Here is a 24,721-nt window from a genome sequence, read left to right as displayed (position 1 = left end):
CGGGAGAGCAGCATGAGCGAACGTAAAATCATTCTGATCGTCGAGGATCAGGCCGATATCCGAAAGTTGATCAAGATGACCATGGAACTTGGCAACAGCGAGGTTCACGAGGCGGACAACGGCGAAAATGGCTGGCATATGGTCAAGGCGCTGCGTCCGCATCTGGTCCTGCTCGATGTGATGATGCCGGGCAGTCTGGACGGTTACCAGGTCTGCCAGAAAATCAAGCAGGACCCTGCCCTGCGGCAGACCGCGGTCGTTTTGCTCACGGCACGCGGCCAGCAATCCGATTTTGACATGGGCCACCAGGCCGGTGCCGATGCTTACCTGACCAAACCTTTCAGTCCGCTGGAGTTGATTGATACGGTCGATGGTTTGCTCGATAAATCCAACCGTCAGCCGGTGTAATCATGAAAAGCCGCCGTGCATTGCGCCGTCTTGCCGCCGCAGCCTTTCTGATGCTGGCCGGTACTGTCCATGCGGCCAACGAACCGGTACAGATCGGCCTCGATCTTGAGGTTGGCGATCTAAGTAGCACCTCCGATGAAGCCGTGCGCCTTGGGGTCACTCAGGCCGTGGCGGAAATCAATCAGCGCGGCGGGGTGCTGAATGGTCGTCCGCTGGAGGTGCTGGTTCGGGACAATCGTTCGGTGCCGGCCCGTGGTGTTGAAAACCTGCGGACTTTTGCCGCCATGCCGGATGTCGTTGCCGTGATGACCGGAAAATTCAGCCCCGTGGCGCTGGAGCAGGTCAAGGAGTTGCCTGCTCTCAAGATCGTGTTGCTCGATCCCTGGGCGGCGGCCGATGGCGTGACCCAGAACGGGCAATCGCCCAACTGGGCCTTTCGTCTTTCCTTGTCGGACAGCATGGCCGTCTCGGCGGTGTTGCGCCAGGCGCGCAACCGTGGCTTGACGCGCCTGGGCGTCTTGCTGCCGAATATTTCGTGGGGCCGCAGTACGGCACAGGCGCTCAAGACGCAGGCCAATACTGCCGGCATCGAGATTAGCGGGACCGAGTGGTACAACTGGGGCGGCGATCCGACCCTGATCGAGCGTTACCTGGCGTTGCGCCAGTCCGGGGCGCAGGCCATTTTTCTGGTGGCCAACGAGCGCGAAGGTTCCCAGCTGGTGCGTGGCTTGGCTGAATTGCCGGATGCGCAGAAGCTGCCCGTGATCAGTCATTGGGGAGTGAGCGGCGGGGATTTCCCCAAATTGTGTGGCGACAGCCTGCAAAAAATTGATTTTGTCCTTGTCCAGACCTACAGCTTTGGCACGGCGCGCAATGAGTCCGGCAAGGCGCTGGCGCGGGCCGCCCAGAAAGCATTCGGGGTGAGCCATCCGGATACCATTCCATCGCCTGTCGGCATAGCCCATGCCTACGATTTGACTCATTTGCTGGCCTTGGCCATCAAGAAGGCCGGCACGGCCGATCGCGCGGCCGTGCGGTCGGCGCTGGAACAGTTGGGGCGATTTGAGGGGGTGGTCAAACGCTACGAGAAACCATTCACGGCCGACAACCATGAAGCCCTGCGCGAGCGCGATCTGTTTTTCTCGCGTTATCTGCCCGATGGTCGATTGTCGCGGATAGAAAAGAACTGAGTGGGGTGCGACGATGAACACCCCTGTCGTTGCCAAATTACTGCAAAGCAGCGCCCGATTTTTCGATTGGTATGAAGGCAGTCTGGCCAATCGTGTCAAGCTGAAAACCCAGTTGCTGGTGACCATGTTGTTGATCGGCTTTGCCACACTGACTTATCCGCAGCTCTTTTCGCTGGTTCAGGAATCGGCCAGCCAGCGTCTTGAGGCAATGGCCATCCTGACTTCCCAGCGCATCGAATCCGATCTGGACCGTTTGCTGATCGAAACCGAAAAACTGTCGCACCGGACCCTGGTCGCCAACGGTCTGGCGGACTCGGTCGGGAGCCAGGTCTATCTGCGCCCTTATCTGCTGGAGCATCGTCAGGGCTTTCCCGAGTTGCTTTCCCTGCAACTCCTGGATGCGCTGGGGCAGGTGGTTGCCTCTGCCGAACAGCGCCCGCCGGTGGCAAAGAATGCGTTGCAGAGCGTAATGAGCCATGAAAAAGCGGTGTTCGAGCTGATGTCCGAGGGGAATCGGGTTGTCCTGCACGGTGCTTATCCGGTGCGTTATCAGGCGACCGGATTTACCGAGGGGGCGTTGGCCATGGAGGTCGATCTGTCACAGCTTGCCGGACGGGTGATCAATACCATGCACAACCCGGAAAGCTTGCCGCTGGTTGTTGTTTTGCAGGATGCCGGCGGTCGCCAGATATTTTCGAATGCACCGGCCGGCGATGGCGACTGGCTGATGGTTGAACAGATTTTGCATGGGGTTCTTGCGGAAAAAGGCTTTCCGCTGAAGTTGACCGTCAGATTGCCGAAAAACGTGGCCTACGCCCCCTTGCTCAAAATGAAAATGGTTGCGGCGGTGGTGGCGCTGGTGACCTTGCTGATTGCGCTTTACCTGAGCCGCCAGATATCCGAAAGCGTGGTGCGTCCGCTCAGCGAGATGAGTCATCACGCCATGGAAATTGCCGGGGCCGGCCCATCCGGCTTGAGCCAGCTGCCGGTGACGCGGCGTGATGAAATCGGCTGGATGGGAACGGCATTCAACGAGATGGTCTTTTCATTGCGCCAGATTTACGAGAATCAGGAGGCCACGGTCCTGTTGCGCACCGAGGAGCTGGCCAGCACGCAGGCACGGCTGGCCAGTGTGCTGGCCAACATCGATGACGTGATCTATTCGATGCCGATCGATTTTTCGCTGGTCAGCTATATCAGTCCGGCTTCGACCAAGATATTCGGCCATCCGCCTTCGGCTTTTCTTGAAAATCCGGGGTTTTTCGAGCAGCAGGTCAGCCTGGCGGATGTCGAACGGCTGCTTGAGGCCAGACACAATCTGTCGGCCGAAGGCGAAACCGAACTGCGTTATCGCATCGTTCGTCCCGATGGTGCCGAACGCTGGGTACTTGATCGTTTCCATCAGGTCATGGATGCCAATGGTTCGCCGAGCGGTGTCGCCGGTGTGATTCAGGACGTGACCTCGACCGTCGAGGCGGAGGCATCGTTGCGTTTGCGCGAGCGGGCGCTGGCGTCTAGCTCCTGCGGGGTAGTCATCGTCGATATGTTGTACGCGCATCAGCCCATCCTTTATGTCAATGATGCTTTCGAGCGGATTACCGGCTACAGCGCCGCCGAGGTGATTGGCAAGAATTGCGGCATGTTGCAGGGAGGACGCCATGAGGATCAGGGCTTTGCCTTGGGACAGATGCGCCAGGCCATCCGCAACGGCGAGAGTTGCAAGGTCGTTCTGCGCAATTATCGGAAAAATGGCCAGATGTTCTGGAATGAGCTGCAGCTTTCTCCGCTGCTCGACGACAGTGGGCGGATCACGCACTACATCGGGATTCAGAACGATATTTCAGCCAGTATCGAGGGCACGCAGGCGCTGGTCGAAAGTGAAAACCGCCTGGCCCTGACCATCGATGCGCTGCATGAAGGCATCTGGGACTGGAACATGGTCAACGACAGCCTGATCACCAGCCCCAGCTGGGCTGCAGTGCTCGGGCTGGATCCTGCCGATTATGTCGGGGCGCACCCCTTGAGTTCGTTTACCGACCATTTGCCGGATGAGTGGCACGATCGCCTGTTTGCCGCGATCCGGCGCCACATTGACGGCGAGGCCGAGGATTACGAGCTGGAGCATGAAATGATCCGGGGTGACGGTCGGCGCATTTGGGTGACCAGCCATGGCCGCGTGGTCGAACGTGGCGCGGGTGGGCAGCCCTTGCGCATGGTCGGCAGTATTGTCGATGTGACACAGCGGGTCGAGGCATCCGATCGGATCATCGCCTTGATGGGGCAGCTCGATGTCATCCTGACGCTGACGCCGGATGGCATCGCCTATTTCAACAACGACGGTGTCGTTTCATTCATCAATCGTGCCTTCGAACAACTCACTGGCATCAAGGCGGGTGAAGCTTCCGGCTTGTCTTCGCGCGACTTCATCGCGTTGTTACGGTCGCGCGTCGATCCTGCCCAGGGCTTTCCCGATCTGCTTAATCTCCACCATGAGACGGGTGAGGAGCGGCATCTGATCCATATCCAGCAGCCCCGGCAGCGTGTCTTGCAGGTCAGCTGGCATAGCCCGAGCGAAGGAAGTTCGGTTGTCGTCTATCTGCGCGATGTGACGCGTGAAACCGAAGTCGACCGCATGAAGAGCGAGTTCTTGTCGACCGCCGCCCATGAGTTGCGCACACCGATGGCCAGCATCATGGGATTCGCCGAACTGCTCATGTTGCGCGATTTCGGGCCGGAGCGGACGCGCGACATGCTGGGGACCATCAATCGCCAGGCCAAGCGACTGACTGACCTGATCAATGAACTGCTCGATCTGGCGCGCATCGAGGCCAGGGCCGGCAAGGATTTCAAGATTACGCCGTACCCGCTGGTGCCGGTGATCAATGATGCGATTGCGGCGCTGAATGTGGATGGCGACCGCGGTCGCATGCAGTTTGTCGAACCGGCTTTGCAGCCTGTCGTGCCGATCGATCCGGCCAAACTGCAACAGGCGATTATCAACATCCTGTCGAATGCATACAAATATTCGCCGAATGGCGGGCCGATCGAAATTTCGGTCAGCCGGCGCACTCAGGGTGGGGGCGAGCAGATCGGTGTGGTGGTGCGCGACCATGGGATGGGCATGACGCCGGAACAGTCCGACCGCCTGTTCGAACGGTTTTTCCGGGCCGATCCGTCGGGCAATATTCCCGGCACCGGCCTGGGGATGTCGCTGGTCAAGGAAATCATGGATGCCCTGCATGGTTCGGTCAGCGTAGACAGCCAGTTCGGGCAGGGTACGACGATTGCCCTGTGGTTGCCGCTCGACAGCGCGGTTGCCCCGGTTCAGGAGGTTTCAACCAAGCAACCCAAGGCTTACGGCGAACTGACTCTCTGGCAGGACGACGCACCGGTTGAACCCGCACAATAAAGGAGCTTTTCGATGACTGCCGTTAAACAGAACAATGTGGCCTTGCCGTTTGATGCGGAATTCGTCATTGATGACAGTTCCTTGCTTCATATTCCACCGGTGCAGTCTCGCCCCGGCATGCTGGAAACGCTGAACCGTCTCGAAAATGAAAAACTCAGCGCCTACAGCCAGATGCACCGGATGGTGGCGGACATCGCCCTGCTCAAATACCAGCGGGAAGGCAGCCGACGCGAGGTTGGGCAGGTGCATGCCGATGCGCTTTACCGTCTGGCGCTGATGGCTGAATACCGGGCCGGCGACGGTGCCGCCAAAATTGCCCGCATGGGTGTGCTGTCGGCCTTGCTCACCGTGTCGATGGGTTACGAACTGGAGTACTGCGATGCCATGCAACTCGCCGCTCCCTTGCTCGACATCGGCGAAATCAGCTGGCCGGATCATTTGCGGCAAGTCCCCGAGTTGAACGATGCCGACCGGGGCTTGATGCAGGCGCATTGCCAGGTGGGCAGCCAGTTGCTTGACGGAGCGAGGTTTGTCGAGCTGCGCCTGGCCGGTGAAATCGCCCTGTCGCACCATGAAAACTTTGATGGTTCCGGCTATCCGCTACGCCTGGGCGGTGAGGATATTCCCTTGGGTGGCCGGATCGTGGCGGTGATCGATGCCTTTGATGCCTTGTGTTCCGAGCGTCCTTATCGACCGGCGTACTTGCCCCAGAAGGCTGCCGAAATGGTTGTTTCCGGTAGCGGGAGTCGTTTCGATCCGGAGATCATTCGCGCCTTTCAGCGCGATCTGCCCTTGTTGCTGCAGGTTCGCAAGGAGATTTCGACGCCGGAACTGGCCGCCCGCTCCGGTTTGATCTTCGGTCAGCCACCCGAAGCCGGCTTGTGGCAAAAGTTCATCTAGGGCAGGTTGACCGCAGCACTGCCGCGGTTAACGCCGAAATCAGGCCGTAATCGGCTTGACCTTGCTGGCCGCCAGTTTGGCGCGCTGACGGGCTTCATCGGTATCTTGTCCGTTCGCCACGGCGACGCCCATCCGGCGCTTCTTGAAGGCTTCGGGTTTGCCGAACAGACGCAGATCGCTGCGCGGTACGCTGAGCGCCTCGGCCAGCCCCTCAAAGGCGATGCCCGTTGCTTCCATGCCGCCGTAGATCACGGCCGAGGCGCCGGCTTCTGACAGTGCGGTATCGACCGGCAGGCCGAGGATGGCGCGGGCGTGCAGTTCGAATTCCGAGAAGCGCTGCGAGCAGAGCGTCACCAGCCCGGTGTCGTGCGGCCGTGGGCTGACTTCCGAGAACCACACCATGTCGCCCTTGACGAAAAGTTCGACGCCGAACAGGCCGCGCCCGCCGAGATTGCCGGTGACGGCGGCGGCAATTGCCTGGGCGCGCTGCAAGGCGGCGGGTGTCATTGGCTGCGGTTGCCACGATTCGACGTAATCGCCGGCTACCTGGATATGGCCGATCGGCTCGCAAAAGTATGTCTGTACCTGGCCTGCTGTGTCGCAGGCTCGCACGGTAAGCAAGGTGATTTCGTAGTCGAAGTCGATAAAGCCTTCGACGATGACCCGGCCGGAATTGACCCGCCCGCCGCTCGCCGCGTAGTCCCAGGCGGTCTGCACATCGGCCGGGCCGCGCAGCAGCGACTGGCCCTTGCCGGACGAGGACATCACCGGCTTGACGATGCACGGGTAGCCGATGCCGCCATCGATCGCCGCCTGCAACTCGGCCAGCGAATCGGCGAACTGGTAAGGCGAGGTGGCCAGGCCGAGTTCTTCGGCAGCCAGCCGGCGGATGCCTTCGCGGTTCATCGTCAGCTTGGCGGCGCGGGCAGTCGGGATGATTTCAGCCAGGCCTTCGCTTTCAATTTGAACCAGCATGTCGGTGGCGATGGCTTCGATTTCCGGCACGATGAGGTGCGGCTTTTCCTGTTCGACCAGGCGGCGCAGCGCGGCACTATCGGTCATCGAAATGACATGGGCGCGATGCGCAACCTGGTGGCCGGGGGCATTTTCGTAACGGTCGACGGCGATGACTTCAACGCCCAGTCGCTGCAGCGCAATGATCACTTCCTTACCGAGCTCGCCCGAGCCGAGCAGCATGACGCGCAGGGCGCTGGGGGAAAGCGGGGTGCCGATTTTCATTGGTTTGCTCCGGAACGGTAAAAACGGGTGAATCTAAGCGTCGACCGCGGCAGCGTCAACGATTCCTGTCATCTGGCTGAAACGATGTTGTCACTGGCGCTTCATCTCGCCTCGCTATCGTCGCCACATGCCCAAGGTTAGATCCATCTTCCTGTCTGACATCCATCTCGGCACGCGGGCGTGCCAGGCGGATCAACTGCTCGATTTCCTGCGCGAGTATTCGGCCGAACAGACCTTCCTGATCGGTGACATCATCGATTTCTGGGCGATGAGCCGCAGTATCCACTGGACGCAGCCGCAAAATACCGTGGTCCAGAAACTGCTCCGCCGGGCGCGTCATGGCGAGCGCGTCGTCTTCATTCCCGGCAATCACGACGAAGCCCTGCGCGATTACTGCGGCATCGTTTTCGGCGAGATCGAGGTGGTCAGTGAGCTGGTCCATGAAACGGCCGACGGTCGCCGCTTCCTGCTGATTCACGGCGACATCTTCGACCAGGTGACGCGGCATCATCGCTGGGTCGCGGTGCTTGGCGACAAGGCCTACGACCTGCTCGTCCGGCTCAATCACTGGCTGTCCTGGGGGCGCCGCAAGCTTGGGCTGGCCGGTTACTGGTCGCTGGCCGGCTACGCCAAGCGCAAGGTCAAGACGGCGCTCAATTTTATTTTCGATTTTGAAGAGTCGGCTATCCACCATGCCCGCGAGCGCGGGCTGGATGGCGTGATCTGCGGCCATATCCACTGGGCGACGATCCGCGACATTGGCGGCCTGAGTTACGTCAATTGCGGCGACTGGGTCGATTCTTGTACGGCTATCGTCGAGCATTTCGATGGTCGCCTAGAACTCGTGGCCTGGGGCATGCGCAGTCATCTCCCGGCCCTGGCTGCTCCGGCGGCAGATGTGGTGGAGGTTTGAATGCGTGTCCTGATGGTGTCCGATGTCTATTTTCCGCGGGTTAACGGGGTATCGACCTCGATCGAAACCTTTCGCCGTACATTGCACGGGCTGGGTGTCGATGTTCGCCTGGTCGTGCCGCGCTATGGCGATGAGGCCGAACAGGAAGGAATCATCCGCGTCGCCGGTCGTTCGATTCCCGGTGACCGGGAGGATCGGCTGGTCGGCTGGCGGGCGATGCATCGCAGCGTACTTGAAGCGGCGGTGGATTGTGACCTGATCCATATCCAGACGCCCTTCGTTGCCCACTATGCCGGCCTGAAAGCCGCGCGCCAGCTTGGTTTGCCGGTCGTGGCAACCTATCACACGCTGTTCGAGGAATATCTCCAGCACTATGCGCCTTTCCTGCCGGCCGGCTGGTTGCGCCGCCAGGCACGAGCTTTCTCGCGTCGCCAGTGCAATGCGCTGGACAGCGTCGTCGTGCCATCGACGGCGATGCAGCAGCGCTTGCAGGAATACGGCGTGACCGTGCCCTTGCAAGTGCTGCCGACCGGTATTCCGACCGGCCAGTTTGCCCAAGGGGATGGCGCAGCTTTCCGCTACAAGTACGGGATCTTGTCGACCCGGCCGATGGCGCTTTTCGTCGGGCGCGTGGCGCATGAGAAAAATATCGGTTTTCTGCTCGATGCGCTGGTTCATGCCCGTGCCCTGCGGCCAGACATCTTGCTGGTCATTGCCGGCGAAGGTCCGGCGATGGAGGATCTCAAAGCCAGGGTCAAGTCGCTTGGTTTGCGCGACTCGGTTCGCTTCATCGGTTATCTCGACCGGGCGCAAGCCTTGCCGGATTGCTACGCAGCCGCCGATGCCTTCGTTTTTGCTTCGCGAACCGAAACGCAAGGGCTGGTTCTGCTCGAAGCGATGGCGGCGGGCGTGCCGGTCATTGCGCTGGCCGATATGGGAACCATCGATATTCTTGCGCCGGGGCGGGGCGCGCTGTCGCCGCCGCCGGAGCCGAAGGCTTTTGGCGAGGTTCTGGGTCACTACCTGAATAGCCCATCGACTTGGTCGCATCTGCGCCAGGAAGCGCCCATGTATGCCGAAGAGTGGTCGGACAGCGCGATGGCGGCACGATTGGCGGCACTTTATCGCCAGTTGGTCAGGGCGGAAATCGGCCTTGAAGACCCGTTGACCGCGGCAGCATGAAAAAGGGCGCAGTAACCTGCGCCGCTTGCCTGTCCTTGGTCGCCCTTAGAAAAAAGGTGGCGTAATCAGGCGCAGGCCGATCGATAGCCAGCGTTCGTCGCGGATGTGACCTAGTTGGCTGCCCCACGTAGTGTCGACCTGGATGTGATTCGGGACGATCCAGTAACGCAGGCCCAGTTGGACGAAGGCACTGCCCTTGTCCTGGCCGTAACTCTCCGCAATGGCATATAGTCGTTCGGTCGTCTGGATTTCGCTGCCGATTCCCCAGATGAGGCGTGTTTCTCGATCTTCGCGTGAGCGGATGGCACCGAGGTTGGTGTGCAGAAAAATTCTGTCGTCGGCCAGTGAGAGGCTGGTCGGTATATAGAAATAGGTGGCGCCCGACTGGCCGTTGCCCGGCGCAGTTGTATACCCCGCTGCGAGGCCCATGCCGTAGTTGTTGGTGGTGAGTGGCCTGAATAGTGTTTTGCCTTGGACGACCAGTGCGCCGCTATCCATCTGGCCGCTTGTGCGCGCCAATGCACCGCCGACGGTCAGTTCGAAATTGCCTCCCGGGTTGCATGCCGGGAGCGACCATAGTTCATTGCGCTGGCGACCGAGGTGCATCCAGCTTTCCGTCTGGCAGGCCTGGGCATCAGTCAGGCGGGCATCGTCGGTAACCATCGGTCGGGCCGCCCAGGCACTGGGCAAGATGGCAAATGCGACGATAAACAGGCTGATTTTGAGCATGACGATCAGGGAATGGAGCAAAGAACAATGGTAGGGCGGCATTGTGACAGTTTGATGACAACGTTTGTCATCAAAGCTTAGCAGCGGCTGATTACCTTGATGTTTTATCCGGAGGTGTCATGCACGATCCTGCGTCTTCCGAGCTTGGCCTCGATCCCGCCAATGAGTCGCCATTCAAGGGCAAAACTGGCTTGCGCCGGGTGTGGAATGCCTTTAATTATTCAATCGCCGGCCTCAAGGCCGCGTATCTTTGCGAGGATGCCTTCCGTCAGGAGGTTCGCCTGGCGGTATTGCTCATCCCGCTCGCCTTGCTGCTTCCTGTTTCATGGCTGGGGCGTGGCTTGATGCTGGCGAGCGTCCTTTTTGTCCTGGTCATCGAGTTGCTCAATTCGGCCATCGAGGCCGTGGTCGACCGCGTCAGTCTGGAGAACCATCGCCTGGCCAAGCGCGCCAAGGATATCGGCAGTGCGGCGGTACTCGTCTCCCTGGTTAATGTCCTGGTCGTCTGGTCCTGCGTTCTCGTGGAGTTTCTGCGATGAGTCTGGATATTGTTTTCGTGACCGAAACATTTCCTCCCGAAGTCAATGGAGTCGCCATGACGGTCGGGCGCCTGGTGGATGGCATGCGTCAGCGCGGGCACCGGGTAAGTGTCATCCGGCCGCGTCAGGGGGCTGCTGATACCGGTAGCGAATTTGAGCAGCCTGTATCCGGCTTGCCGCTGCCGGGGTATCCCGGCCTGCGATTTGGTTTGCCGGCCGGGAGAATGCTGGCACGCCAGTGGCGCTTGCGGCGGCCCGATCTGGTGCACGTTGTAACCGAAGGACCTTTGGGGTGGTCTGCCGTCAGTACGGCGCGTCGTCTCGGTATTCCTGTGACCTCGGGGTTTCACACCAATTTTGATCGTTATAGCGTCCATTACGGTGTCGGCTGGTTGCGTCCGGCGGTGGCTGCCTATCTGCGGACACTGCATCGGCGGACTCAGGCAACCATGGTGCCAACAGAAGCACTGGCGGCCGACTTGGCTGGCGAAGGGTTGAGTGGTGTGCGTGTGGTGGGGCGCGGGGTCGATACGCAATTGTTCGATCCGACTCGCCGCTCGGCATTGTTGCGTCAGGCGTGGGGGGTTCCTGAAGGAGGCCTGGCTTGTCTCTATGTCGGCCGGATGGCAGCAGAAAAAAACCTGGCGCTGGTTGAAAAAAGCTTTGCTGCAATTCAGTCGGTTCGACCGGATGCCCGCTTGATCTGGGTTGGGGATGGCCCCGCTGCTGCTGCCCTGCGCCTGCGTCATGACGATCATTGTTTCGCCGGTGTACGTTTAGGAGAGTCGCTGGCAACCCACTACGCCAGTGCCGATTTTTTCCTCTTTCCCAGCTTGAGCGAGACTTACGGCAATGTGGTCGCCGAAGCAATGGCCAGCGGCTTGCCTGTACTTGCTTATCGCAGTGCAGCTGCTGCCGAGCTGATTCGTGACGGGTTGAACGGTCGTCTTGTCTCACCGGGAGACGAGACGCAGTACCTTGAGTCCGCACTCGATCTGGCGCGAGCCGGTCCTCTCTTGTTGAGCGAACTGGCCGCAGCTGCGCGGCTGAGTATCATGCCGCGGAACTGGGCGAGTGTGGTTGAGCGTTTTGAATCGGTGGCCCGTGAGGCGATGGGATCCTCCGGTGCTGGGCTGATTTGCCCTGCCTGAGACGAGATTGGCTGGTTCTCGATGGCTTATTCGAGTTCCAGCAGATCAGGCAGGCAGGTCTGGTCGAGCAAAATACGTTCAACCCGTTGCTGCCATAGCTGAGCGAACAGATTGCGCTCGGCCTCGCTGGCTTGTCCCGCCAGAATGTTGCCGAGCAAGGGGCCGCAGCGAGGATCGCCGGGGACGTGGCTCAGGTCGAGCTGGCATTCGACGCTCTGCCCCGTATCGCGGCGGGTCAGGCGGATGCCCGAGATGGCCGGTGTGGCGAACGAGAGGCGCCGGTTGCGCCGGAACTGCCCGGCCAAGCCCTTGAATCCACCGATTCCGGCGGCACCGGTGAGCAGCGTGAGAACGCTGGCAGTTACGCCGGCAACGCCGCTCTCTTCAGCTTCTGGCAGGGCAACATCAATCTCTCCGCGGACCGGTGTTTCAGCCCCGTAAAGTGCGCGTAGCGCGTTAACGCCGATCAGCCAGGCGCCGGCCACGGTCGGGCAGGCGTGACCGCAGAGTTTGACGGCATCGGCGAAGCTGTATTCGATCAAACCGCCGTTTGCGGCCCCCAGCACGTCGGCCAGCGGGTCGCGCACGGTGATTGTCGGAATGCGTGAAAAATAGTCGGGAAAGGCCATCTCGATCTCCTTGGCCAGGCAGTATGCGCAGGCTTGACGGTCGTGGCCTTGATCTCGGTCAGCCGCGCTGGATCAGTTCGATCTTATAGCCGTCAGGGTCGTCGACAAACGCGATGATCGTCGTGCCGTGCTTCATCGGCCCGGCTTCGCGCACTACCTTGCCGCCGCGCTTTTTGATTTCGGCACAGGCAGCGGCCGCGTCGGGCACGGCCAGTGCAATGTGGCCGTAGCCGTTGCCCAGCTCGTAGCTTGGCGTGTCCCAGTTGTGCGTCAGTTCGAGTACGGCGCCTTGCTCTTCCGGGCCGTAGCCGACAAAGGCCAGCGTGAAGCGGCCTTCGGGGAAGTCGCTGCGGCGCAGCAACTGCATGCCGAGGATTTCGGTGTAGAAGGCGATGGAGCGATCGAGGTTGCCGACGCGGATCATGGTGTGAAGAATGCGCATGTGAATGTCCTTGCTGATCAGAATTGGGGGATTTGCCGGCCGAGTTGACGCAGTTCGAGGCGCCGGCTGCGCCAGTCCGGACAAAGTTGTTCGACGACAGACCAGAAACGCGGGCTGTGGTTCATTTCCTTGAGGTGGGCCAGTTCGTGGCAGACGACATAGTCGATGATGTCCAGCGGCATGAAGATCAGTCGCCAGTTGAGCGAGATGCCGCCATGATGGGCGCAACTGCCCCAGCGCGTCCGGGCGGAGGACAGGCGCAGCGGTGGCGTATCGACACCCAGCCGGGCGGCATGAAAATTGAGTTGTTCGGTGAAAACCGTGCGTGCTTTTTCGCGCAGGGCCATTTCGAGCAATTTTGCGGCGTCGACCGTGGCAGCCGTCTTGAGATAAAGCGTGCCTCCGGCAAATTGCCAGCGTTGCCGGCCAATGTCGCTGAATGCCACGGTCCACGTTTCGCCGAGCAGGGAAATGCGGGTGCCATCGACGATGGCCAGTCTTTCGGGGGGCGGACGTTCGCGCCACTGGGTTAGTTTGTCGAGGACCCAGCCGGCGTGTTCCTGAATCAGCTGCTCAATGTCGCCGAGCCGGGCGCGCAAAGGCGCGGCGATGCGCAGACCGCGCTGGTCGATGCTCAGGCCGATGGTTCGCCGGCGGCTGCGTCGCAACAGATAGGCGATTTGCGCATCACCGAGGGCAATGCGATGGCTGGTTTCAGGTGGCGTTGTGCTGGGCATCCGCGTAGCGGTGCGGCGAGATGCGGTGCATCTCTTCCTCGATCCAGGCTTCGGCTTGCCGGTTGACCTCAAGTTCGCTCAGGCCGGTTGCGTCGAAAGCCGGGCCGATGCTGACCGTGACGGTGCCCGGTTTCTTGAGGAAAGCCTGGCGTGGCCAAAGTTCGCCGGCATCGTGGGCAATCGGCACGACTTTGCAGCCAACGCGGGTGGCGAGATAGGCGCCGCCTGCCTTGTAGCGTTTCTTGTGGCCTGGGGCAACGCGCGTGCCTTCCGGGAAAATGATGACGTAAAACCCTTGTTGCAGACGTTCGCGGCCCTGGACGACAACCTGATCGAGCGCATCCTTGCCCGCGTTGCGGTCGATTGAAATCATTTTCATGGCGGCCAGTCCCCAGCCGACCAGCGGGACGCGCAGCAATTCCTTCTTGAGCACGAAGACGCAGTAAGCACCATTTGGTACATAGTCCTGCAGCGTCATGGTTTCCCAGGCCGACTGGTGCTTGGCCAGGATGACGCAGGGTTCGTCCGGCATGTTTTCGAGGCCGATGACGCGGGGGCGGATGCCGAGCATGTTTTCGACCCCGAACTGGATGCCGAGCCGCCACAACTTGCCCAGGCGATAACCCCACAGGCCGCGCAGCAACAAGGCGCCGATAACGACCAGCGGTGCAGTCAGGATCGACCATGCGATCGCCCAGGTCATGAAAACGGTGGAGCGCAGTGCGTTCATCATTTTCTCCCGTTCAGGATATGGTCGACGGCGGCTGACAGATCGGTGAACTCCAGCGTCCCTTCAGGCAGATTGCCTTCGGCCTTGGTTTTTTCACCCTTGCCGGTATGCACCAAGATCGGCTGGCAACCCAGCGCTGCGCAGGCTTGCAGGTCGCGCAGCGAGTCGCCGATGGCCGGCACGCCCTTCAAGTCGGCATTGAGAGTTTCCGAGATGCGCTTGAACATGCCGGGTTTCGGCTTGCGGCAATCGCAGGCCGAATCGGCGGTGTGCGGGCAGAAGAAAATGGCATCGATCCGGCCGCCGACAGTGAACAGCGCCTTGTGCATCTTTTCGTGGATGCTGTTCAGCGTGTCCATGTCGAACAGGCTGCGTCCGACGCCGGATTGATTGGTCGCCACGACCACGCGGTAGCCGGCCTGATTGAGGCGGGCAATGGCTTCCAGACTGCCGGGGATCGGTTTCCATTCGGCCGGGCTCTTGATGAACTGGGCCGAATCGAAGTTGATCACGCCGTCGCGATCGAGGATGACAAGTTTCGTGGGCATGGCGTTCCGCTACTCAGGTGGACAGCTTGGAAATGTCGGCGACCTGGTTCATCGCCAGATGGAGCGTGGCGAGCAGGCCGAGACGGTTGGCACGCAGGGCGGCATCTTCTGCGTTGACCATGACATCGTTGAAAAAGTTGTCTACCGGGGCGCGCAAAGCGGCCAGTGCCTGCAGCGAGGCCGTGTAGTCGCCTTTGCCGAAAGCCGCGTCGGCTTGCGGACGGACGCTGGCCAGCGCGGCATTCAGCGCGATTTCCGGGGCTTCCTTGAGCAGATTGACGTCGATTTTGGCGTCGACCGTGCCATCCACCTTTTTCAGGATGTTGCCGACCCGCTTGTTGGCCGCCGCCAGGGCTGCAGCTTCCGGCAGCGCCGAGAAACTGCGTACGGCGGCGAGGCGTTTCGGAATGTCACCCAGACGTTGCGGACGCTGGCTGACCACGGCATCGACCTCCTGCGCGGTGTAGCCTTGGTCGCGCAGGCTGCCGGCCAGACGGTCGTAGATGAAGTCGGCCAGCGCCGAATCGGCCGCCTTGAAGCCGTCGACCGCGGCAAAAGCTTGGCTTGTTGCGGTCAACAGCGCGTTGAGCGGCAAATTCAGGTCACCTTCGCTGAGCATGCGGATAATGCCCAGCGCGTGACGGCGCAGCGCGAACGGGTCGCGGTCACCGGTCGGGATCTGGCCGATACCAAACATGCCGACCAGGGTTTCCAGCTTGTCGGCCAGCGCGACGATGGTGCCGACTTGGCCGCGCGGCAGGCTGTCGCCGGCAAAGCGTGGCTTGTAGTGATCTTCGACCGCATCGGCCACTTCGCCAGCGAGGCCGTCGTGCAGCGCGTAGTAGCGGCCCATGATGCCTTGCAGTTCGGGGAATTCGCCGACCATGTCGGTCAGCAGGTCAGCCTTGGCCAGCACGGCAGCCTGTTCGGCTTGCTGCGTCAGCGCACCGCCGCCAAGCTGATCGGCGATGGCGCGGGCAATCGCGGCAACACGCTGAACGCGCTCGCCCTGGGTGCCCAGCTTGTTGTGGTAAACAACCTTGCCGAGGCCGGCGACGCGGCTTTCCAGCGATTTCTTGCGATCCTGGTCGAAGAAGAACTTGGCATCGGCCAGACGCGGGCGCACGACGCGCTCGTTGCCGCCGATCACGGCGGAAGCATCTTCCGGCGAGATGTTGCTGACGACGAGGAACTTGTTGGTCAGCTTGCCGGCCGCGTCGAGCAGCGGGAAGTATTTCTGGTTGGCCTTCATGGTCAGAATCAGGCATTCCTGCGGCACGGCGAGGAATTCCTCTTCAAACTGGCCGATCAGCACGTTCGGACGTTCGACCAGCGCGGTGACTTCGTCGAGCAGCGCGTCATCGTCGATCGGCTTCAGGTGGGGGCCAGCCTTGGCAGCGGCAGCCTGCAACTGACGGGCGATTTCGGCACGGCGGGCTTCGAACGAGGCGATTACGGCGCCATCGGCCGCCAGCTTGGCAGCGTATTCGTCGGCGTTGTTGAAAACAACCGGATCGACCGCCGCTTCAAAACGGTGGCCGTGCGTTTGACGACCGGACGTCAGGCCGAGGATGTTGAGTCCGACGACATCGGTGCCGTGCAGGGCGACGAGGCCGTGCGCCGGGCGGACGAAATTGACGCTGCTCCAGCCGTCCTGCAGCTGGTAAGTCATCACTTTCGGAATCGGCAGCGCAGACAGCGCCGCTTCCAGCGCCTTTTGCAGGCCTTCGGCCAGCGTGGCGCCCTTGGCCATGCTGTCGTAGAACAGGATGTCGGCCTTGCCGTCGTTTTCGCGGCGCAGGCCGGCAACAGCAGAGGCATCAGCACCCAGCGCGGCCAGCTTCTTGAGCAGGGCGGGTGTGGCATTGCCAGTCGCATCGAGGCCAACGGCGACCGGCATCAGCTTCTGGACGACCGGCTTGTCGGCGGCGACAGCGGCGACATCAGTGACGTGCGCAGCCAGGCGGCGCGGCGAGGCGAAAGCGGTGACTGCTGCGGTCGACGCAGTCAGACCGGCATTTTTTAACGAGTTGGCCAGTGTCTGGGCGAACACTTCACCCAGCTTTTTCAGTGCCTTGGGCGGCAGTTCTTCAACGAACAGTTCAACGAGCAGATTTTGGACGGTCATGTTCAGGCAACTTTCTTTTCAATCTGGGCCAGCACTTCAGCCGCCCATTCCTTCGGAGCCATCGGGAAGCCGAGGCGGGCGCGCGAGTCGAGGTAGGCTTGCGCCACGGCGCGGGCCAGGTTGCGGATGCGGCCGATGTAGGCGGCACGTTCGGTCACCGAGATGGCACCGCGTGCGTCGAGCAGGTTGAAAGTGTGGGCCGCCTTGAGTACTTGCTCGTAGGCCGGCAGCGCGAGCTGGGCGCCCATCAGGTGCTGCGCCTGCTTCTCGTGCGCACCGAAGGCGTGGAACAGGAAATCGACGTCGGAATGCTCGAAGTTGTAGGTCGATTGCTCGACTTCGTTCTGGTGATAGACGTCGCCGTAGGTCAGGCCTTCCGTCCAGGTCAGGTCATAGACGTTTTCGACGCCTTGCAGGTACATGGCCAGGCGTTCGATACCGTAGGTAATTTCGCCGGTGATCGGCTTGCAGTCGATGCCGCCGACCTGCTGGAAGTAGGTGAACTGCGTCACTTCCATGCCGTTCATCCATACTTCCCAGCCGAGACCCCAGGCGCCCAGCGTCGGGTTTTCCCAGTCGTCCTCGACGAAGCGCACGTCGTTCTTCTTGAGGTCGAAACCGAGCGCTTCGAGCGAGCCGAGATAGAGCTCAAGAATATTGTCCGGCGCCGGCTTCAAGACCACCTGGAACTGGTAGTAGTGCTGCATCCGGTTCGGGTTCTCGCCGTAACGACCGTCTTTCGGGCGGCGCGAAGGTTGCACGTAGGCGGCCTTCCACGGCTCCGGGCCGATGGCGCGCAGGAAGGTGGCGGTGTGGCTGGTACCGGCGCCGACTTCCATGTCGTACGGCTGGAGCAGGGCGCAGCCCTGGGCGCTCCAGTATTGTTGCAGGCGCAGGATGATTTCCTGGAATGTGGGTTTCTTCGGGGATGTGTTGCTGGTCGTCATCGGACGCACTCGGAAAGACGGAAAGCCTTGGATTTTACTAGGTTTTACCCCGCTTCGGCAGGTCTGCGCCGGCTCCGCTGCAAAGCCTTGCCGTGTCAGGTCCGGACGGTCTCTGGAGACTGCAATTCAGCCGAATGCTCGTTGGGTTTTGTTGTTGTCGTGCAACATGCTGACTCCTGGTTTTAGTCTTTAGAATTGACAATATTCAATATAATCAATAGACTGCAAATTATGTTGCGGTGCAACATCGGCTCGCCCCTGTGTTTTCGGGCATCTGAATCCTCGTCATGAGGTCTGCGAGCGGGTGTCGTACCCCCTGTAACCGTTCGCTGACGGCGTTGTTTTCCGCAGTGGCAACAGTGAAGGAGGTCGCGTGTTCGCTACGTCTCTTTTCCCGCCGGTGATGTCACGTTTGACGTCTGCCGTGTTTGCAGTACTCCAGAAATTTCTTGTCGTTTTTGGCCTGGCCCTGCTGGTCGCTCTGGTCGGGGCGCATAACGGCCATGCGGCCTTTGTCGACGGTATCCGTTCGGTCCTGCCGAAAGAGGCGCTGCTTGGCGATGAACTCGAAACCGATGAGCCGGCCGAAGCCTTGGGCGATGTTCCCTCTGTGCTGCTGACGCCTCGCATGCGCGCTGCGCTGGCCTACGTTTCGATGCGTTATCACGTGTCGACCGAGGCACTTCAGCCGATTTTCGCTACGGCCGAAGAGGTCGCGCGTGATTTGCACCTCGATCCCCTGTTGATCGTTGCGGTGATCGGCGTTGAGTCCGGCTTCAATCCCCTCTCGCAAAGTGTGGTCGGCGCGCAGGGCTTGATGCAGGTGGTGCCGCGTTTTCATCAGGATAAATTACCGAGCGATGCAGGCAGCCTGCCATTTTTCGATCCGCTGACCAATGTTCAGGTCGGGGCTCGCGTACTGAAAGAGTCGATTCGACGCAATGGCGGCCTGGAAGACGGGTTGCAACAGTTCGGCGGAGCGACCAAGGATCCGGCCAGGCGTTACGCGACGCGGGTGCTGGCCGAGCGTCAGCGCCTTGAATTGGCGGCCCAGCGCTGGCGTTCGACCTGAACGTGCCGCTTAGCGGCGACGGCGGCTGAGCAGGAGCAGGATTGCCGCAGCAGCCAGAAAGCCGAAGTTGCCGATTCTGGCAAACGGCGTCAGGCCTTCGTAGGCACGCACTTCGCCATGCAGCACGCCTTGCGTAAAGGGCGCCAGGGCGGCTTGAACGACGCCGTCGGGGCCGACGATGGCGGTCATCCCAGTGTTGGTCGAGCGCAGCATCGGCCGGCCTGTTTCGCTGGCGCGCATCTGGGCGATCTGCAGATGTTGCGGCTGTGCCAGCGAGCGACCGAACCATGCGGTATTCGACAGGTTGGCCAGGATTCCGGCTGCGGGCAGGGCGCGAATGATTTCTTCGCCGAAAACATCCTCGTAGCAGATGTTGACCGCGACATGGCGGCCGGCGATGGCCAATGGCGTTTGTTCTGCCGGGCCGCGGGTGAAGGACGACATCGGGATGTTGGCCAGGCTCATGAACCATGAAAATCCGGCCGGAATGGTTTCGCCAAACGGGACCAGGTGCGTCTTGCGGTAACTTTGCAGCGGCGATGAACCCAGGCTGATTGCACTGTTCCAGTAGTGTTCGCCATCGCCACTCAGCGTGCCGATGATCAGGTCACCCTGGTTGGCCTGCGCGGTCGCCTTGAGCGAATCGACGTAGGTCGGTGGCAACTGGTCGAAAAAGGCGGGAATGGCGGTTTCCGGTAGGATGGTGAGTTGGGCCGGATGGGCTTCGATCAGTTCGCGATAGGTTTCGAGCGTGCGAAAGAAGGCTTCCGGCCGGAACTTCATCTCCTGTGGGATGTTGCCCTGGATCAGAGCCACGCTGATTGGCGCGCCAACCGGCGTGGTCCACGCAATCTGGCGCAGCCCGAAACCGCTGAGGGCAAGCAGTGCCAGTGCCAGTGCGCCAACGCGCCAGCGCAGCAGCAGTGCACCACTCAGTGCGATCAGCAGGCTCAGGCCGTGTACGCCGATCAGCGGTGCGAAGCCGGCGAGTGGGCTGGGTGACGCTTGCGAATAGCCGACCGCCAGCCAGGGGAATCCGGTGAAAACCCAGCTGCGCAGCCAGTCGACCGTGGCAATCAGGCTGGCGAAATAAATCGCTTCACGCCAGAAACCGTGCGCCGGCCAGCGCTTGAAAGCCCAACCGGCGAGGGCTGGATAGAGCGCCATGAATGCGCAGAACAGGAAAGTCGCCGGAGCGGCAAGCCAGATCGGCATGCCGCCGAAGACTGACAGGCTGACGTAAATCCATGACACGCCGCCGAGGAAAAAACCGAGCCCAAAGCAGAAGCCGGTCAGTGCCGCCTGGCGCGGCGTACCGGCTTGGCGCAATGTGAAGAACAGTCCGAGCCAGACAAACGGGGCCAGCCAGAACAGGCCGAACGGCGCAAAGCACAGCACGCCGGCCGCACCGGTGGTGGCAGCAAAGGCATACGGCGCAAGCGGGAATCTAGCCAGTAAAGTCTTCAGCACCGGCTTCGGATTTGGGCGGCGGGGTGATCAGCAGGGTGTACAGACGACGGCTGTCGGCGCGCAGAACCTGGACGCGCATGCCATCGATGTCGATCACTTCATTGCGTTTCGGGACGCGACCAATGTGGCGCAGAACCAGCCCGCCGACGGTATCGAACTCTTCGTCGGAGAAGCGGGTATTGAAGGCGGCGTTGAAATCTTCGATTTCCGTCCGCGCCTTGACGCGATACATGCCGGAGGCGTCGAGGCGGATGTTGTCGTGCGCTTCGTCGAAGTCGTATTCGTCCTCGATGTCGCCGACGATCTGTTCGAGCACGTCTTCGATGGTCACCAGGCCGGCGACGCCGCCGTACTCGTTGACCACGATGGCCATGTGATTGCGTGAAACGCGGAATTCGCGGAGCAGCACATTGAGGCGTTTGGATTCCGGGATGAAAACCGCCGGGCGCAGCCAGTCGCGCAGGTCGAAGTCCTTTTCGGTGTGGATACGCAGCAGATCCTTGGCGAGCAGGATGCCGAGCACCTTGTCGCGGTCACCATCGACCACCGGGAAGCGCGAGTGCGCCGCTTCGATGACGATGGGGATGATTTCGTCCATCGGGTCATCGACGTCGATCGCATCCATCTGGGCGCGTGGAATCATGACGTCGGAAACACGGGTGTCGGAGGCGGCGAGCGCGCCTTCGATGATGGTCAGCGCATCGGCGTCCATCAGGTTGCGCTCGTAGGCCGAGTGCAGGATTTCAAGCAGTTGCTCGCGATCTTCGGGTTCGCGCAGCAGCAGGGAAGTCAGTCGTTCGATAAAGCTCGGTTTACTGTCACTGTCCATAATTTTTAAACCGCATACGGGTCTGGATAACCCATCGCGGCGAGAATCTCCGTTTCTTCGTTTTCCATGGCCTGGGCAGCCTCGTCTTCTTCGTGGTCCCAACCCTGTAAATGCAGCATACCATGCACCGTCAGGTGCGCGTAATGCGCCGCCAGCGGCTTGTTCTGCTCCGTCGCCTCGCGTGCCACGACGCTCGGGCAAATGACCAGATCGCCCATGACCAGCGGTTCGGTATCGTACGGAAAGGACAGCACGTTGGTCGCGTAATCCTTGCCGCGGTATTCCTTGTTCAGTTCCTGGCCTTCGTCGGCGTCGACCAGGCGGATGGTGATTTCACCGCCGCCAACCAGTGCAGCGCGGGCCCAGCGGACAAAATCCGCCCGCAAGGGTAAGCCCTCACGGTTACAGGCATATTGCACGGAGAGGTTAAGACGTTTGCTTGCTGTGGGATTCATAGGCGGCAACGATGCGCGCGACCAGCGGGTGGCGCACGACATCTTCCTTTTGAAATTCGGTAAAAGCCAGGCCGCGTACCCCCTTGAGGATGTCGCGTGCTTCGCGCAGGCCGCTCTTTTGCCCCTTGGGCAGGTCGATCTGGGTGATATCGCCGGTGACGACCGCCTTGGCGCCGATGCCGATGCGGGTCAGGAACATCTTCATCTGTTCCGGCGTGGTGTTCTGCGCCTCGTCGAGAATGATGAAGGCGTGGTTCAGCGTCCGGCCGCGCATGAAGGCGAGCGGGGCGATCTCGATGGCGCGCTTTTCGTAGAGCTTGCTGACCCGGTCATGGCCCATCAGGTCGTACAGTGCGTCGTACAGCGGGCGCAGGTAAGGATCAATTTTTTGGGTCAGATCGCCGGGCAGGAAGCCGAGGCGCTCGCCGGCTTCAACCGCCGGGCGGGTCAGGATGATGCGTTCGACCAGGTCGCGCTCGAAGGCGTCGACCGCACTGGCGACAGCAAGATAGGTCTTGCCGGTGCCGGCCGGGCCGATGCCGAAGGTGATGTCGTGTTCCTGGATCGCATTCAGGTAAGCCACCTGGCGTGGCGTGCGGCCGTGCAGTTCAGTCTTGCGGGTGACCAGTTGCGGGCCATCGACCGGGCCTTCGGCCTTGCGGCTGACGCGCCGGACTGGCGCGTTGGTCAGTTCGATCAGGCCGAGCTGGATTTCGTCGACCGAGAGCGGCTGGCGTGCCATACCGTAGAAGTGACGAATGGCTTCCGCGGTCAACGCCGCCTTTTCCCCCGAAATGGAAAAGCGTTCGTTGCGCCGCTTGATGCTGACATCGAAGCCGGTTTCGATCTGGCGGATGTTCTCGTCGAGCGGGCCGCACAAATTGGCCAGCAAAGTATTGTCGACCGGGGCAAGCGCCAGGCTGACCGGCTTGCTCTTCGGTGCCGGCTTAGCCTTCTCGGATGACAATTTCGCCTCTCAGGCTGTGCGGCAGCGCCGACGTGATGCGGACATCGACGAAGGTGTTGATCAGGCGGGCATTGCCGGCGAAATTGACGATGCGGTTGTTGTCCGTCCGTCCGGCCAGTTCGTGCACATCCTTCTTCGAAGTGCCTTCGACCAGCACGCGCTGAATCGTGCCGACCATGGCCTGGCTGATTACCTGGGCCTGTTCGTCGATGCGTTTCTGCAAGCGCAGCAGGCGGGCCGACTTGACCTCCGCTGGCGTCGAATCTTCCATCTCGACCGCCGGGGTGCCGGGGCGCGGGCTGTAAATGAAGGAGAACGAGCTGTCGAAACCGACATCGTCGATCAGCTTCATCGTCTTCTCGAAATCCTCGTCCGTCTCGCCGGGGAAACCGACGATGAAGTCGGAAGACAGCGAAATGTCCGGCCGCGCCGCGCGCAGCTTGCGGATGACCGATTTGTATTCGATGCTCATGTAGCCGCGCTTCATGGCTGCCAGCACACGGTCCGATCCGGACTGGACCGGCAGGTGCAGGTGCGAAACGAGCTTGGGTACGTTGCGATAGGTTTCGATCAGGCGATCGCTCATTTCGCGCGGATGCGACGTGGTGTAGCGAATACGCTCGATGCCGGGAATTTCGGCGATGTATTCGATCAGCAGCGCCAGATCAGCCTTCTCTTCCGTTTCGGCCATGTCGCCGCGATAGGCATTGACGTTCTGGCCGAGCAAGGTGACTTCGCCGACCCCGTTGGCGGCCAGGCCGGCCACTTCGGTCAGGATGTCGTCGAACGGACGGGAAACCTCTCCGCCGCGGGTGTAGGGGACGATACAGAAGGTACAGAACTTGGAGCAGCCTTCCATGATCGAGACGAATGCCGAAGCACCTTTGACTTCTGCCGGCGGCATCGAATCGAATTTCTCGATTTCCGGAAATGAAACGTCGACCGCAGCCTTGCCCTTGGCTTTGCGCTCGGCAATCAACTGTGGCAAGCGATGCAGGGTTTGCGGGCCAAACACCACGTCCACATAAGGCGCACGGGCGACAATCGCTTCGCCCTCCTGGCTGGCAACGCAACCACCGACGCCAATCACCAGGTTCGGGTTTTGCTGCTTCAGGTGGCGCACCCGGCCGAGGTCGTGGAAAACCTTCTCCTGCGCTTTCTCGCGCACCGAGCAGGTGTTGAACAGGATGATGTCGGCTTCTTCCGGGTTGTCGGTTTTGACAATACCTTCGGAGGCATTGAGCACGTCGGCCATCTTGTCCGAATCGTACTCATTCATCTGGCACCCAAAGGTGCGGATGAACAATTTCTTTGGCATGGGTAACTACTTTACGGGAATCGTGAGTCGCCGGTGGGCGATGGGAAGTCAATCGAAAAACAGTCGCACATTATAACCGAGCATAAATTCGTTGACCGAATAAGCATCCCAATCTATAATCCGCGCCCTCGTAGTGTGGTGATGTAGCTCAGTCGGTTAGAGCGATGGATTCATAACCCATAGGTCGGCAGTTCGATTCTGCCCATCACCACCAGTAATGCCGAAAGCCCGTTGATTCGTCAGCGGGTTTTTCCGTTTACGCCCTCCGAACTGGCGCCGTCACAACTCAGTGTTTCACTGTACTCATGGGGCAGCGTTTTGCGAGGGCTTCGTGGCCTACCAATTACCACAAATCTTTACCCTGCCTTGTCGTTTGCGCGGAGCAAATTTGAAAATCATTGTTCCGTGCTGAAATGTCTGCATGAACACATGGAAGGTGGCAGTTCGGTTTGTTCTGGCCTTTTTGCAACAGTGGCATAAAATGGCAATGTCTGACGTAACCTTGGAGCTTGCCATGTCCCTAAATGTATCGTTGCCGCCGGAACTTGAAAGCCGTGTTCGCCAGCATGTCGAGTCAGGACTCTACAGCTCTGCCAGTGAAGTCATCAGGGAGGCGCTGCGCTTGTTTGAAGCTTATCAAGGTGTTCAGGCCGCCAATTTGGCTGCACTCAAGGTTGATATTGCCCAAGGTGTTGCCGATATAAATGCCGGTCGCGTGCGTGAGGTGAGTATGTCGAGCATCAAGGAGCGCGGCAGGGCAATCCTGGCATCACCAAAGACGGTCTGATG

At 60.7% G+C, this 24,721-nt stretch carries 24 protein-coding genes and 1 tRNA gene; 11 read left to right on the top strand and 14 right to left on the bottom strand.

Going from position 1 to position 24,721, the window contains the following annotated elements; translation table 11 throughout:
* Positions 1-12 precede the first annotated feature (12 nt).
* Genes KI614_RS13505 through KI614_RS13490 form a run of 4 tightly spaced genes read left to right on the top strand, consistent with a single transcriptional unit; the run spans position 13 to position 5,907 of the window.
* On the top strand, positions 13-408 hold the full coding sequence (locus KI614_RS13505) for a response regulator transcription factor (RefSeq protein WP_226406188.1): 396 nt from the start codon (positions 13-15) through the stop codon (positions 406-408).
* A 2-nt stretch (positions 409-410) separates the two neighbouring features.
* Complete coding sequence (locus tag KI614_RS13500; RefSeq protein WP_226406187.1) at positions 411-1,598, top strand: ABC transporter substrate-binding protein; 1,188 nt, start codon at positions 411-413, stop codon at positions 1,596-1,598.
* A 13-nt stretch (positions 1,599-1,611) separates the two neighbouring features.
* A complete protein-coding gene (locus tag KI614_RS13495) occupies positions 1,612-5,007 on the top strand; it encodes a PAS domain S-box protein (RefSeq protein ID WP_226406186.1) in 3,396 nt (1,131 codons plus the stop codon).
* Between the two features lie 12 nt (positions 5,008-5,019).
* Positions 5,020-5,907, top strand: a complete 888-nt coding sequence (locus KI614_RS13490; RefSeq protein ID WP_226406185.1) for an HD-GYP domain-containing protein — start codon at positions 5,020-5,022, stop codon at positions 5,905-5,907.
* A 39-nt stretch (positions 5,908-5,946) separates the two neighbouring features.
* Here the strand turns inward: KI614_RS13490 and purT are convergent, their stop codons facing one another.
* Positions 5,947-7,146 carry a formate-dependent phosphoribosylglycinamide formyltransferase gene (gene purT / locus KI614_RS13485; RefSeq protein ID WP_226406184.1) on the bottom strand — a complete coding sequence of 400 codons (1,200 nt, stop codon included), beginning with the start codon at positions 7,144-7,146 and terminating at the stop codon, positions 5,947-5,949.
* A 127-nt stretch (positions 7,147-7,273) separates the two neighbouring features.
* Between purT and KI614_RS13480 the strand changes: the two genes are divergently transcribed.
* Both KI614_RS13480 and KI614_RS13475 read left to right on the top strand, forming a co-directional pair.
* Positions 7,274-8,059 carry a UDP-2,3-diacylglucosamine diphosphatase gene (locus KI614_RS13480; RefSeq protein WP_226406183.1) on the top strand — a complete coding sequence of 262 codons (786 nt, stop codon included), beginning with the start codon at positions 7,274-7,276 and terminating at the stop codon, positions 8,057-8,059.
* On the top strand, positions 8,060-9,241 hold the full coding sequence (locus KI614_RS13475; protein ID WP_226406182.1) for a glycosyltransferase: 1,182 nt from the start codon (positions 8,060-8,062) through the stop codon (positions 9,239-9,241).
* A 45-nt stretch (positions 9,242-9,286) separates the two neighbouring features.
* Here the strand turns inward: KI614_RS13475 and KI614_RS13470 are convergent, their stop codons facing one another.
* A complete protein-coding gene (locus KI614_RS13470; protein ID WP_226406181.1) occupies positions 9,287-9,991 on the bottom strand; it encodes a hypothetical protein in 705 nt (234 codons plus the stop codon).
* 98 nt (positions 9,992-10,089) lie between these two features.
* Here KI614_RS13470 and KI614_RS13465 point away from each other — a divergent pair, with 98 nt between their 5' ends.
* Both KI614_RS13465 and KI614_RS13460 read left to right on the top strand, forming a co-directional pair.
* Positions 10,090-10,509 (top strand): diacylglycerol kinase, encoded by a 420-nt coding sequence (locus tag KI614_RS13465; protein WP_226406180.1) that lies wholly within the window; start codon positions 10,090-10,092, stop codon positions 10,507-10,509.
* Entirely contained in the window at positions 10,506-11,660 is a 1,155-nt protein-coding gene (locus KI614_RS13460; RefSeq protein WP_226406179.1) for a glycosyltransferase family 4 protein, read from the top strand. The genes KI614_RS13465 and KI614_RS13460 overlap by 4 nt, the downstream gene beginning before the upstream one ends.
* 26 nt (positions 11,661-11,686) lie before the next feature.
* On the opposite strand, the gene KI614_RS13455 is transcribed toward KI614_RS13460, so the two are convergent.
* From KI614_RS13455 to glyQ, 7 genes are read right to left on the bottom strand one after another with little or no spacing between them, the layout of a single operon-like run.
* Positions 11,687-12,289, bottom strand: a complete 603-nt coding sequence (locus tag KI614_RS13455) for a hypothetical protein (RefSeq protein ID WP_226406178.1) — start codon at positions 12,287-12,289, stop codon at positions 11,687-11,689.
* Positions 12,290-12,347: 58 nt separating this feature from the next.
* Entirely contained in the window at positions 12,348-12,731 is a 384-nt protein-coding gene (gene gloA, locus KI614_RS13450) for a lactoylglutathione lyase (protein ID WP_226406177.1), read from the bottom strand.
* A 17-nt stretch (positions 12,732-12,748) separates the two neighbouring features.
* Positions 12,749-13,468, bottom strand: a complete 720-nt coding sequence (locus tag KI614_RS13445) for a M48 family metallopeptidase (protein WP_226406176.1) — start codon at positions 13,466-13,468, stop codon at positions 12,749-12,751.
* The gene (locus KI614_RS13440) at positions 13,446-14,198 is read right to left on the bottom strand and encodes a lysophospholipid acyltransferase family protein (RefSeq protein WP_226409355.1); all 753 of its coding nucleotides are present in this window, start codon (positions 14,196-14,198) and stop codon (positions 13,446-13,448) included. The genes KI614_RS13445 and KI614_RS13440 overlap by 23 nt, the downstream gene beginning before the upstream one ends.
* Positions 14,198-14,746 (bottom strand): D-glycero-beta-D-manno-heptose 1,7-bisphosphate 7-phosphatase, encoded by a 549-nt coding sequence (gene gmhB, locus KI614_RS13435; RefSeq protein WP_226406175.1) that lies wholly within the window; start codon positions 14,744-14,746, stop codon positions 14,198-14,200. Before gmhB ends, KI614_RS13440 begins: the two co-directional genes overlap by 1 nt.
* Positions 14,747-14,759: 13 nt before the next feature.
* A complete protein-coding gene (gene glyS / locus KI614_RS13430; protein ID WP_226406174.1) occupies positions 14,760-16,874 on the bottom strand; it encodes a glycine--tRNA ligase subunit beta in 2,115 nt (704 codons plus the stop codon).
* A gap of 2 nt (positions 16,875-16,876) precedes the next feature.
* On the bottom strand, positions 16,877-17,821 hold the full coding sequence (gene glyQ, locus KI614_RS13425) for a glycine--tRNA ligase subunit alpha (protein ID WP_203467540.1): 945 nt from the start codon (positions 17,819-17,821) through the stop codon (positions 16,877-16,879).
* Between the two features lie 373 nt (positions 17,822-18,194).
* Here glyQ and KI614_RS13420 point away from each other — a divergent pair, with 373 nt between their 5' ends.
* Positions 18,195-18,893 carry a transglycosylase SLT domain-containing protein gene (locus tag KI614_RS13420; protein ID WP_226406173.1) on the top strand — a complete coding sequence of 233 codons (699 nt, stop codon included), beginning with the start codon at positions 18,195-18,197 and terminating at the stop codon, positions 18,891-18,893.
* Positions 18,894-18,902: 9 nt separating this feature from the next.
* On the opposite strand, the gene lnt is transcribed toward KI614_RS13420, so the two are convergent.
* From lnt to miaB, 5 genes are read right to left on the bottom strand one after another with little or no spacing between them, the layout of a single operon-like run.
* On the bottom strand, positions 18,903-20,363 hold the full coding sequence (lnt, locus tag KI614_RS13415; protein ID WP_226406172.1) for an apolipoprotein N-acyltransferase: 1,461 nt from the start codon (positions 20,361-20,363) through the stop codon (positions 18,903-18,905).
* Complete coding sequence (locus KI614_RS13410; RefSeq protein WP_226406171.1) at positions 20,341-21,192, bottom strand: HlyC/CorC family transporter; 852 nt, start codon at positions 21,190-21,192, stop codon at positions 20,341-20,343. Before KI614_RS13410 ends, lnt begins: the two co-directional genes overlap by 23 nt.
* Before the next feature lie 5 nt (positions 21,193-21,197).
* On the bottom strand, positions 21,198-21,647 hold the full coding sequence (gene ybeY / locus KI614_RS13405) for an rRNA maturation RNase YbeY (protein ID WP_226406170.1): 450 nt from the start codon (positions 21,645-21,647) through the stop codon (positions 21,198-21,200).
* The gene (locus KI614_RS13400; RefSeq protein WP_226406169.1) at positions 21,619-22,614 is read right to left on the bottom strand and encodes a PhoH family protein; all 996 of its coding nucleotides are present in this window, start codon (positions 22,612-22,614) and stop codon (positions 21,619-21,621) included. The genes ybeY and KI614_RS13400 overlap by 29 nt, the downstream gene beginning before the upstream one ends.
* Positions 22,595-23,932 (bottom strand): tRNA (N6-isopentenyl adenosine(37)-C2)-methylthiotransferase MiaB, encoded by a 1,338-nt coding sequence (gene miaB, locus KI614_RS13395; RefSeq protein ID WP_226406168.1) that lies wholly within the window; start codon positions 23,930-23,932, stop codon positions 22,595-22,597. Before miaB ends, KI614_RS13400 begins: the two co-directional genes overlap by 20 nt.
* 137 nt (positions 23,933-24,069) lie before the next feature.
* Between miaB and KI614_RS13390 the strand changes: the two genes are divergently transcribed.
* Together KI614_RS13390 and KI614_RS13385 are read left to right on the top strand one after the other, a co-directional pair.
* Positions 24,070-24,146, top strand: a tRNA-Met gene (locus KI614_RS13390).
* A 207-nt stretch (positions 24,147-24,353) separates the two neighbouring features.
* Positions 24,354-24,719 (top strand): type II toxin-antitoxin system ParD family antitoxin, encoded by a 366-nt coding sequence (locus tag KI614_RS13385; protein WP_226406167.1) that lies wholly within the window; start codon positions 24,354-24,356, stop codon positions 24,717-24,719.
* Positions 24,720-24,721: the final 2 nt, after the last annotated feature.

The organism is Dechloromonas denitrificans (assembly GCF_020510665.1).
Taxonomy (GTDB): Bacteria; Pseudomonadota; Gammaproteobacteria; order Burkholderiales; family Rhodocyclaceae; genus Azonexus; species Azonexus denitrificans_B.
Note: the sequence above shows the minus strand (reverse complement) of the source record. Positions and strands in the feature narration are given on the sequence as shown.

Bases quoted from the DNA above. Each gene is read 5' to 3' on its own strand.
- KI614_RS13505 (WP_226406188.1), top strand. From the start codon at position 13: ATGAGCGAACGTAAAATCATTCTGATCGTCGAGGATCAGGCCGATATC.
- KI614_RS13500 (WP_226406187.1), top strand. From the start codon at position 411: ATGAAAAGCCGCCGTGCATTGCGCCGTCTTGCCGCCGCAGCCTTTCTG.
- KI614_RS13495 (WP_226406186.1), top strand. From the start codon at position 1,612: ATGAACACCCCTGTCGTTGCCAAATTACTGCAAAGCAGCGCCCGATTT.
- KI614_RS13490 (WP_226406185.1), top strand. From the start codon at position 5,020: ATGACTGCCGTTAAACAGAACAATGTGGCCTTGCCGTTTGATGCGGAA.
- purT (WP_226406184.1), bottom strand. From the start codon at position 7,146: ATGAAAATCGGCACCCCGCTTTCCCCCAGCGCCCTGCGCGTCATGCTG.
- KI614_RS13480 (WP_226406183.1), top strand. From the start codon at position 7,274: ATGCCCAAGGTTAGATCCATCTTCCTGTCTGACATCCATCTCGGCACG.
- KI614_RS13475 (WP_226406182.1), top strand. From the start codon at position 8,060: ATGCGTGTCCTGATGGTGTCCGATGTCTATTTTCCGCGGGTTAACGGG.
- KI614_RS13465 (WP_226406180.1), top strand. From the start codon at position 10,090: ATGCACGATCCTGCGTCTTCCGAGCTTGGCCTCGATCCCGCCAATGAG.
- KI614_RS13460 (WP_226406179.1), top strand. From the start codon at position 10,506: ATGAGTCTGGATATTGTTTTCGTGACCGAAACATTTCCTCCCGAAGTC.
- KI614_RS13455 (WP_226406178.1), bottom strand. From the start codon at position 12,289: ATGGCCTTTCCCGACTATTTTTCACGCATTCCGACAATCACCGTGCGC.
- gloA (WP_226406177.1), bottom strand. From the start codon at position 12,731: ATGCGCATTCTTCACACCATGATCCGCGTCGGCAACCTCGATCGCTCC.
- KI614_RS13445 (WP_226406176.1), bottom strand. From the start codon at position 13,468: ATGCCCAGCACAACGCCACCTGAAACCAGCCATCGCATTGCCCTCGGT.
- KI614_RS13440 (WP_226409355.1), bottom strand. From the start codon at position 14,198: ATGAACGCACTGCGCTCCACCGTTTTCATGACCTGGGCGATCGCATGG.
- gmhB (WP_226406175.1), bottom strand. From the start codon at position 14,746: ATGCCCACGAAACTTGTCATCCTCGATCGCGACGGCGTGATCAACTTC.
- glyS (WP_226406174.1), bottom strand. From the start codon at position 16,874: ATGACCGTCCAAAATCTGCTCGTTGAACTGTTCGTTGAAGAACTGCCG.
- glyQ (WP_203467540.1), bottom strand. From the start codon at position 17,821: ATGACGACCAGCAACACATCCCCGAAGAAACCCACATTCCAGGAAATC.
- KI614_RS13410 (WP_226406171.1), bottom strand. From the start codon at position 21,192: ATGGACAGTGACAGTAAACCGAGCTTTATCGAACGACTGACTTCCCTG.
- ybeY (WP_226406170.1), bottom strand. From the start codon at position 21,647: ATGAATCCCACAGCAAGCAAACGTCTTAACCTCTCCGTGCAATATGCC.
- miaB (WP_226406168.1), bottom strand. From the start codon at position 23,932: ATGCCAAAGAAATTGTTCATCCGCACCTTTGGGTGCCAGATGAATGAG.
- KI614_RS13385 (WP_226406167.1), top strand. From the start codon at position 24,354: ATGAACACATGGAAGGTGGCAGTTCGGTTTGTTCTGGCCTTTTTGCAA.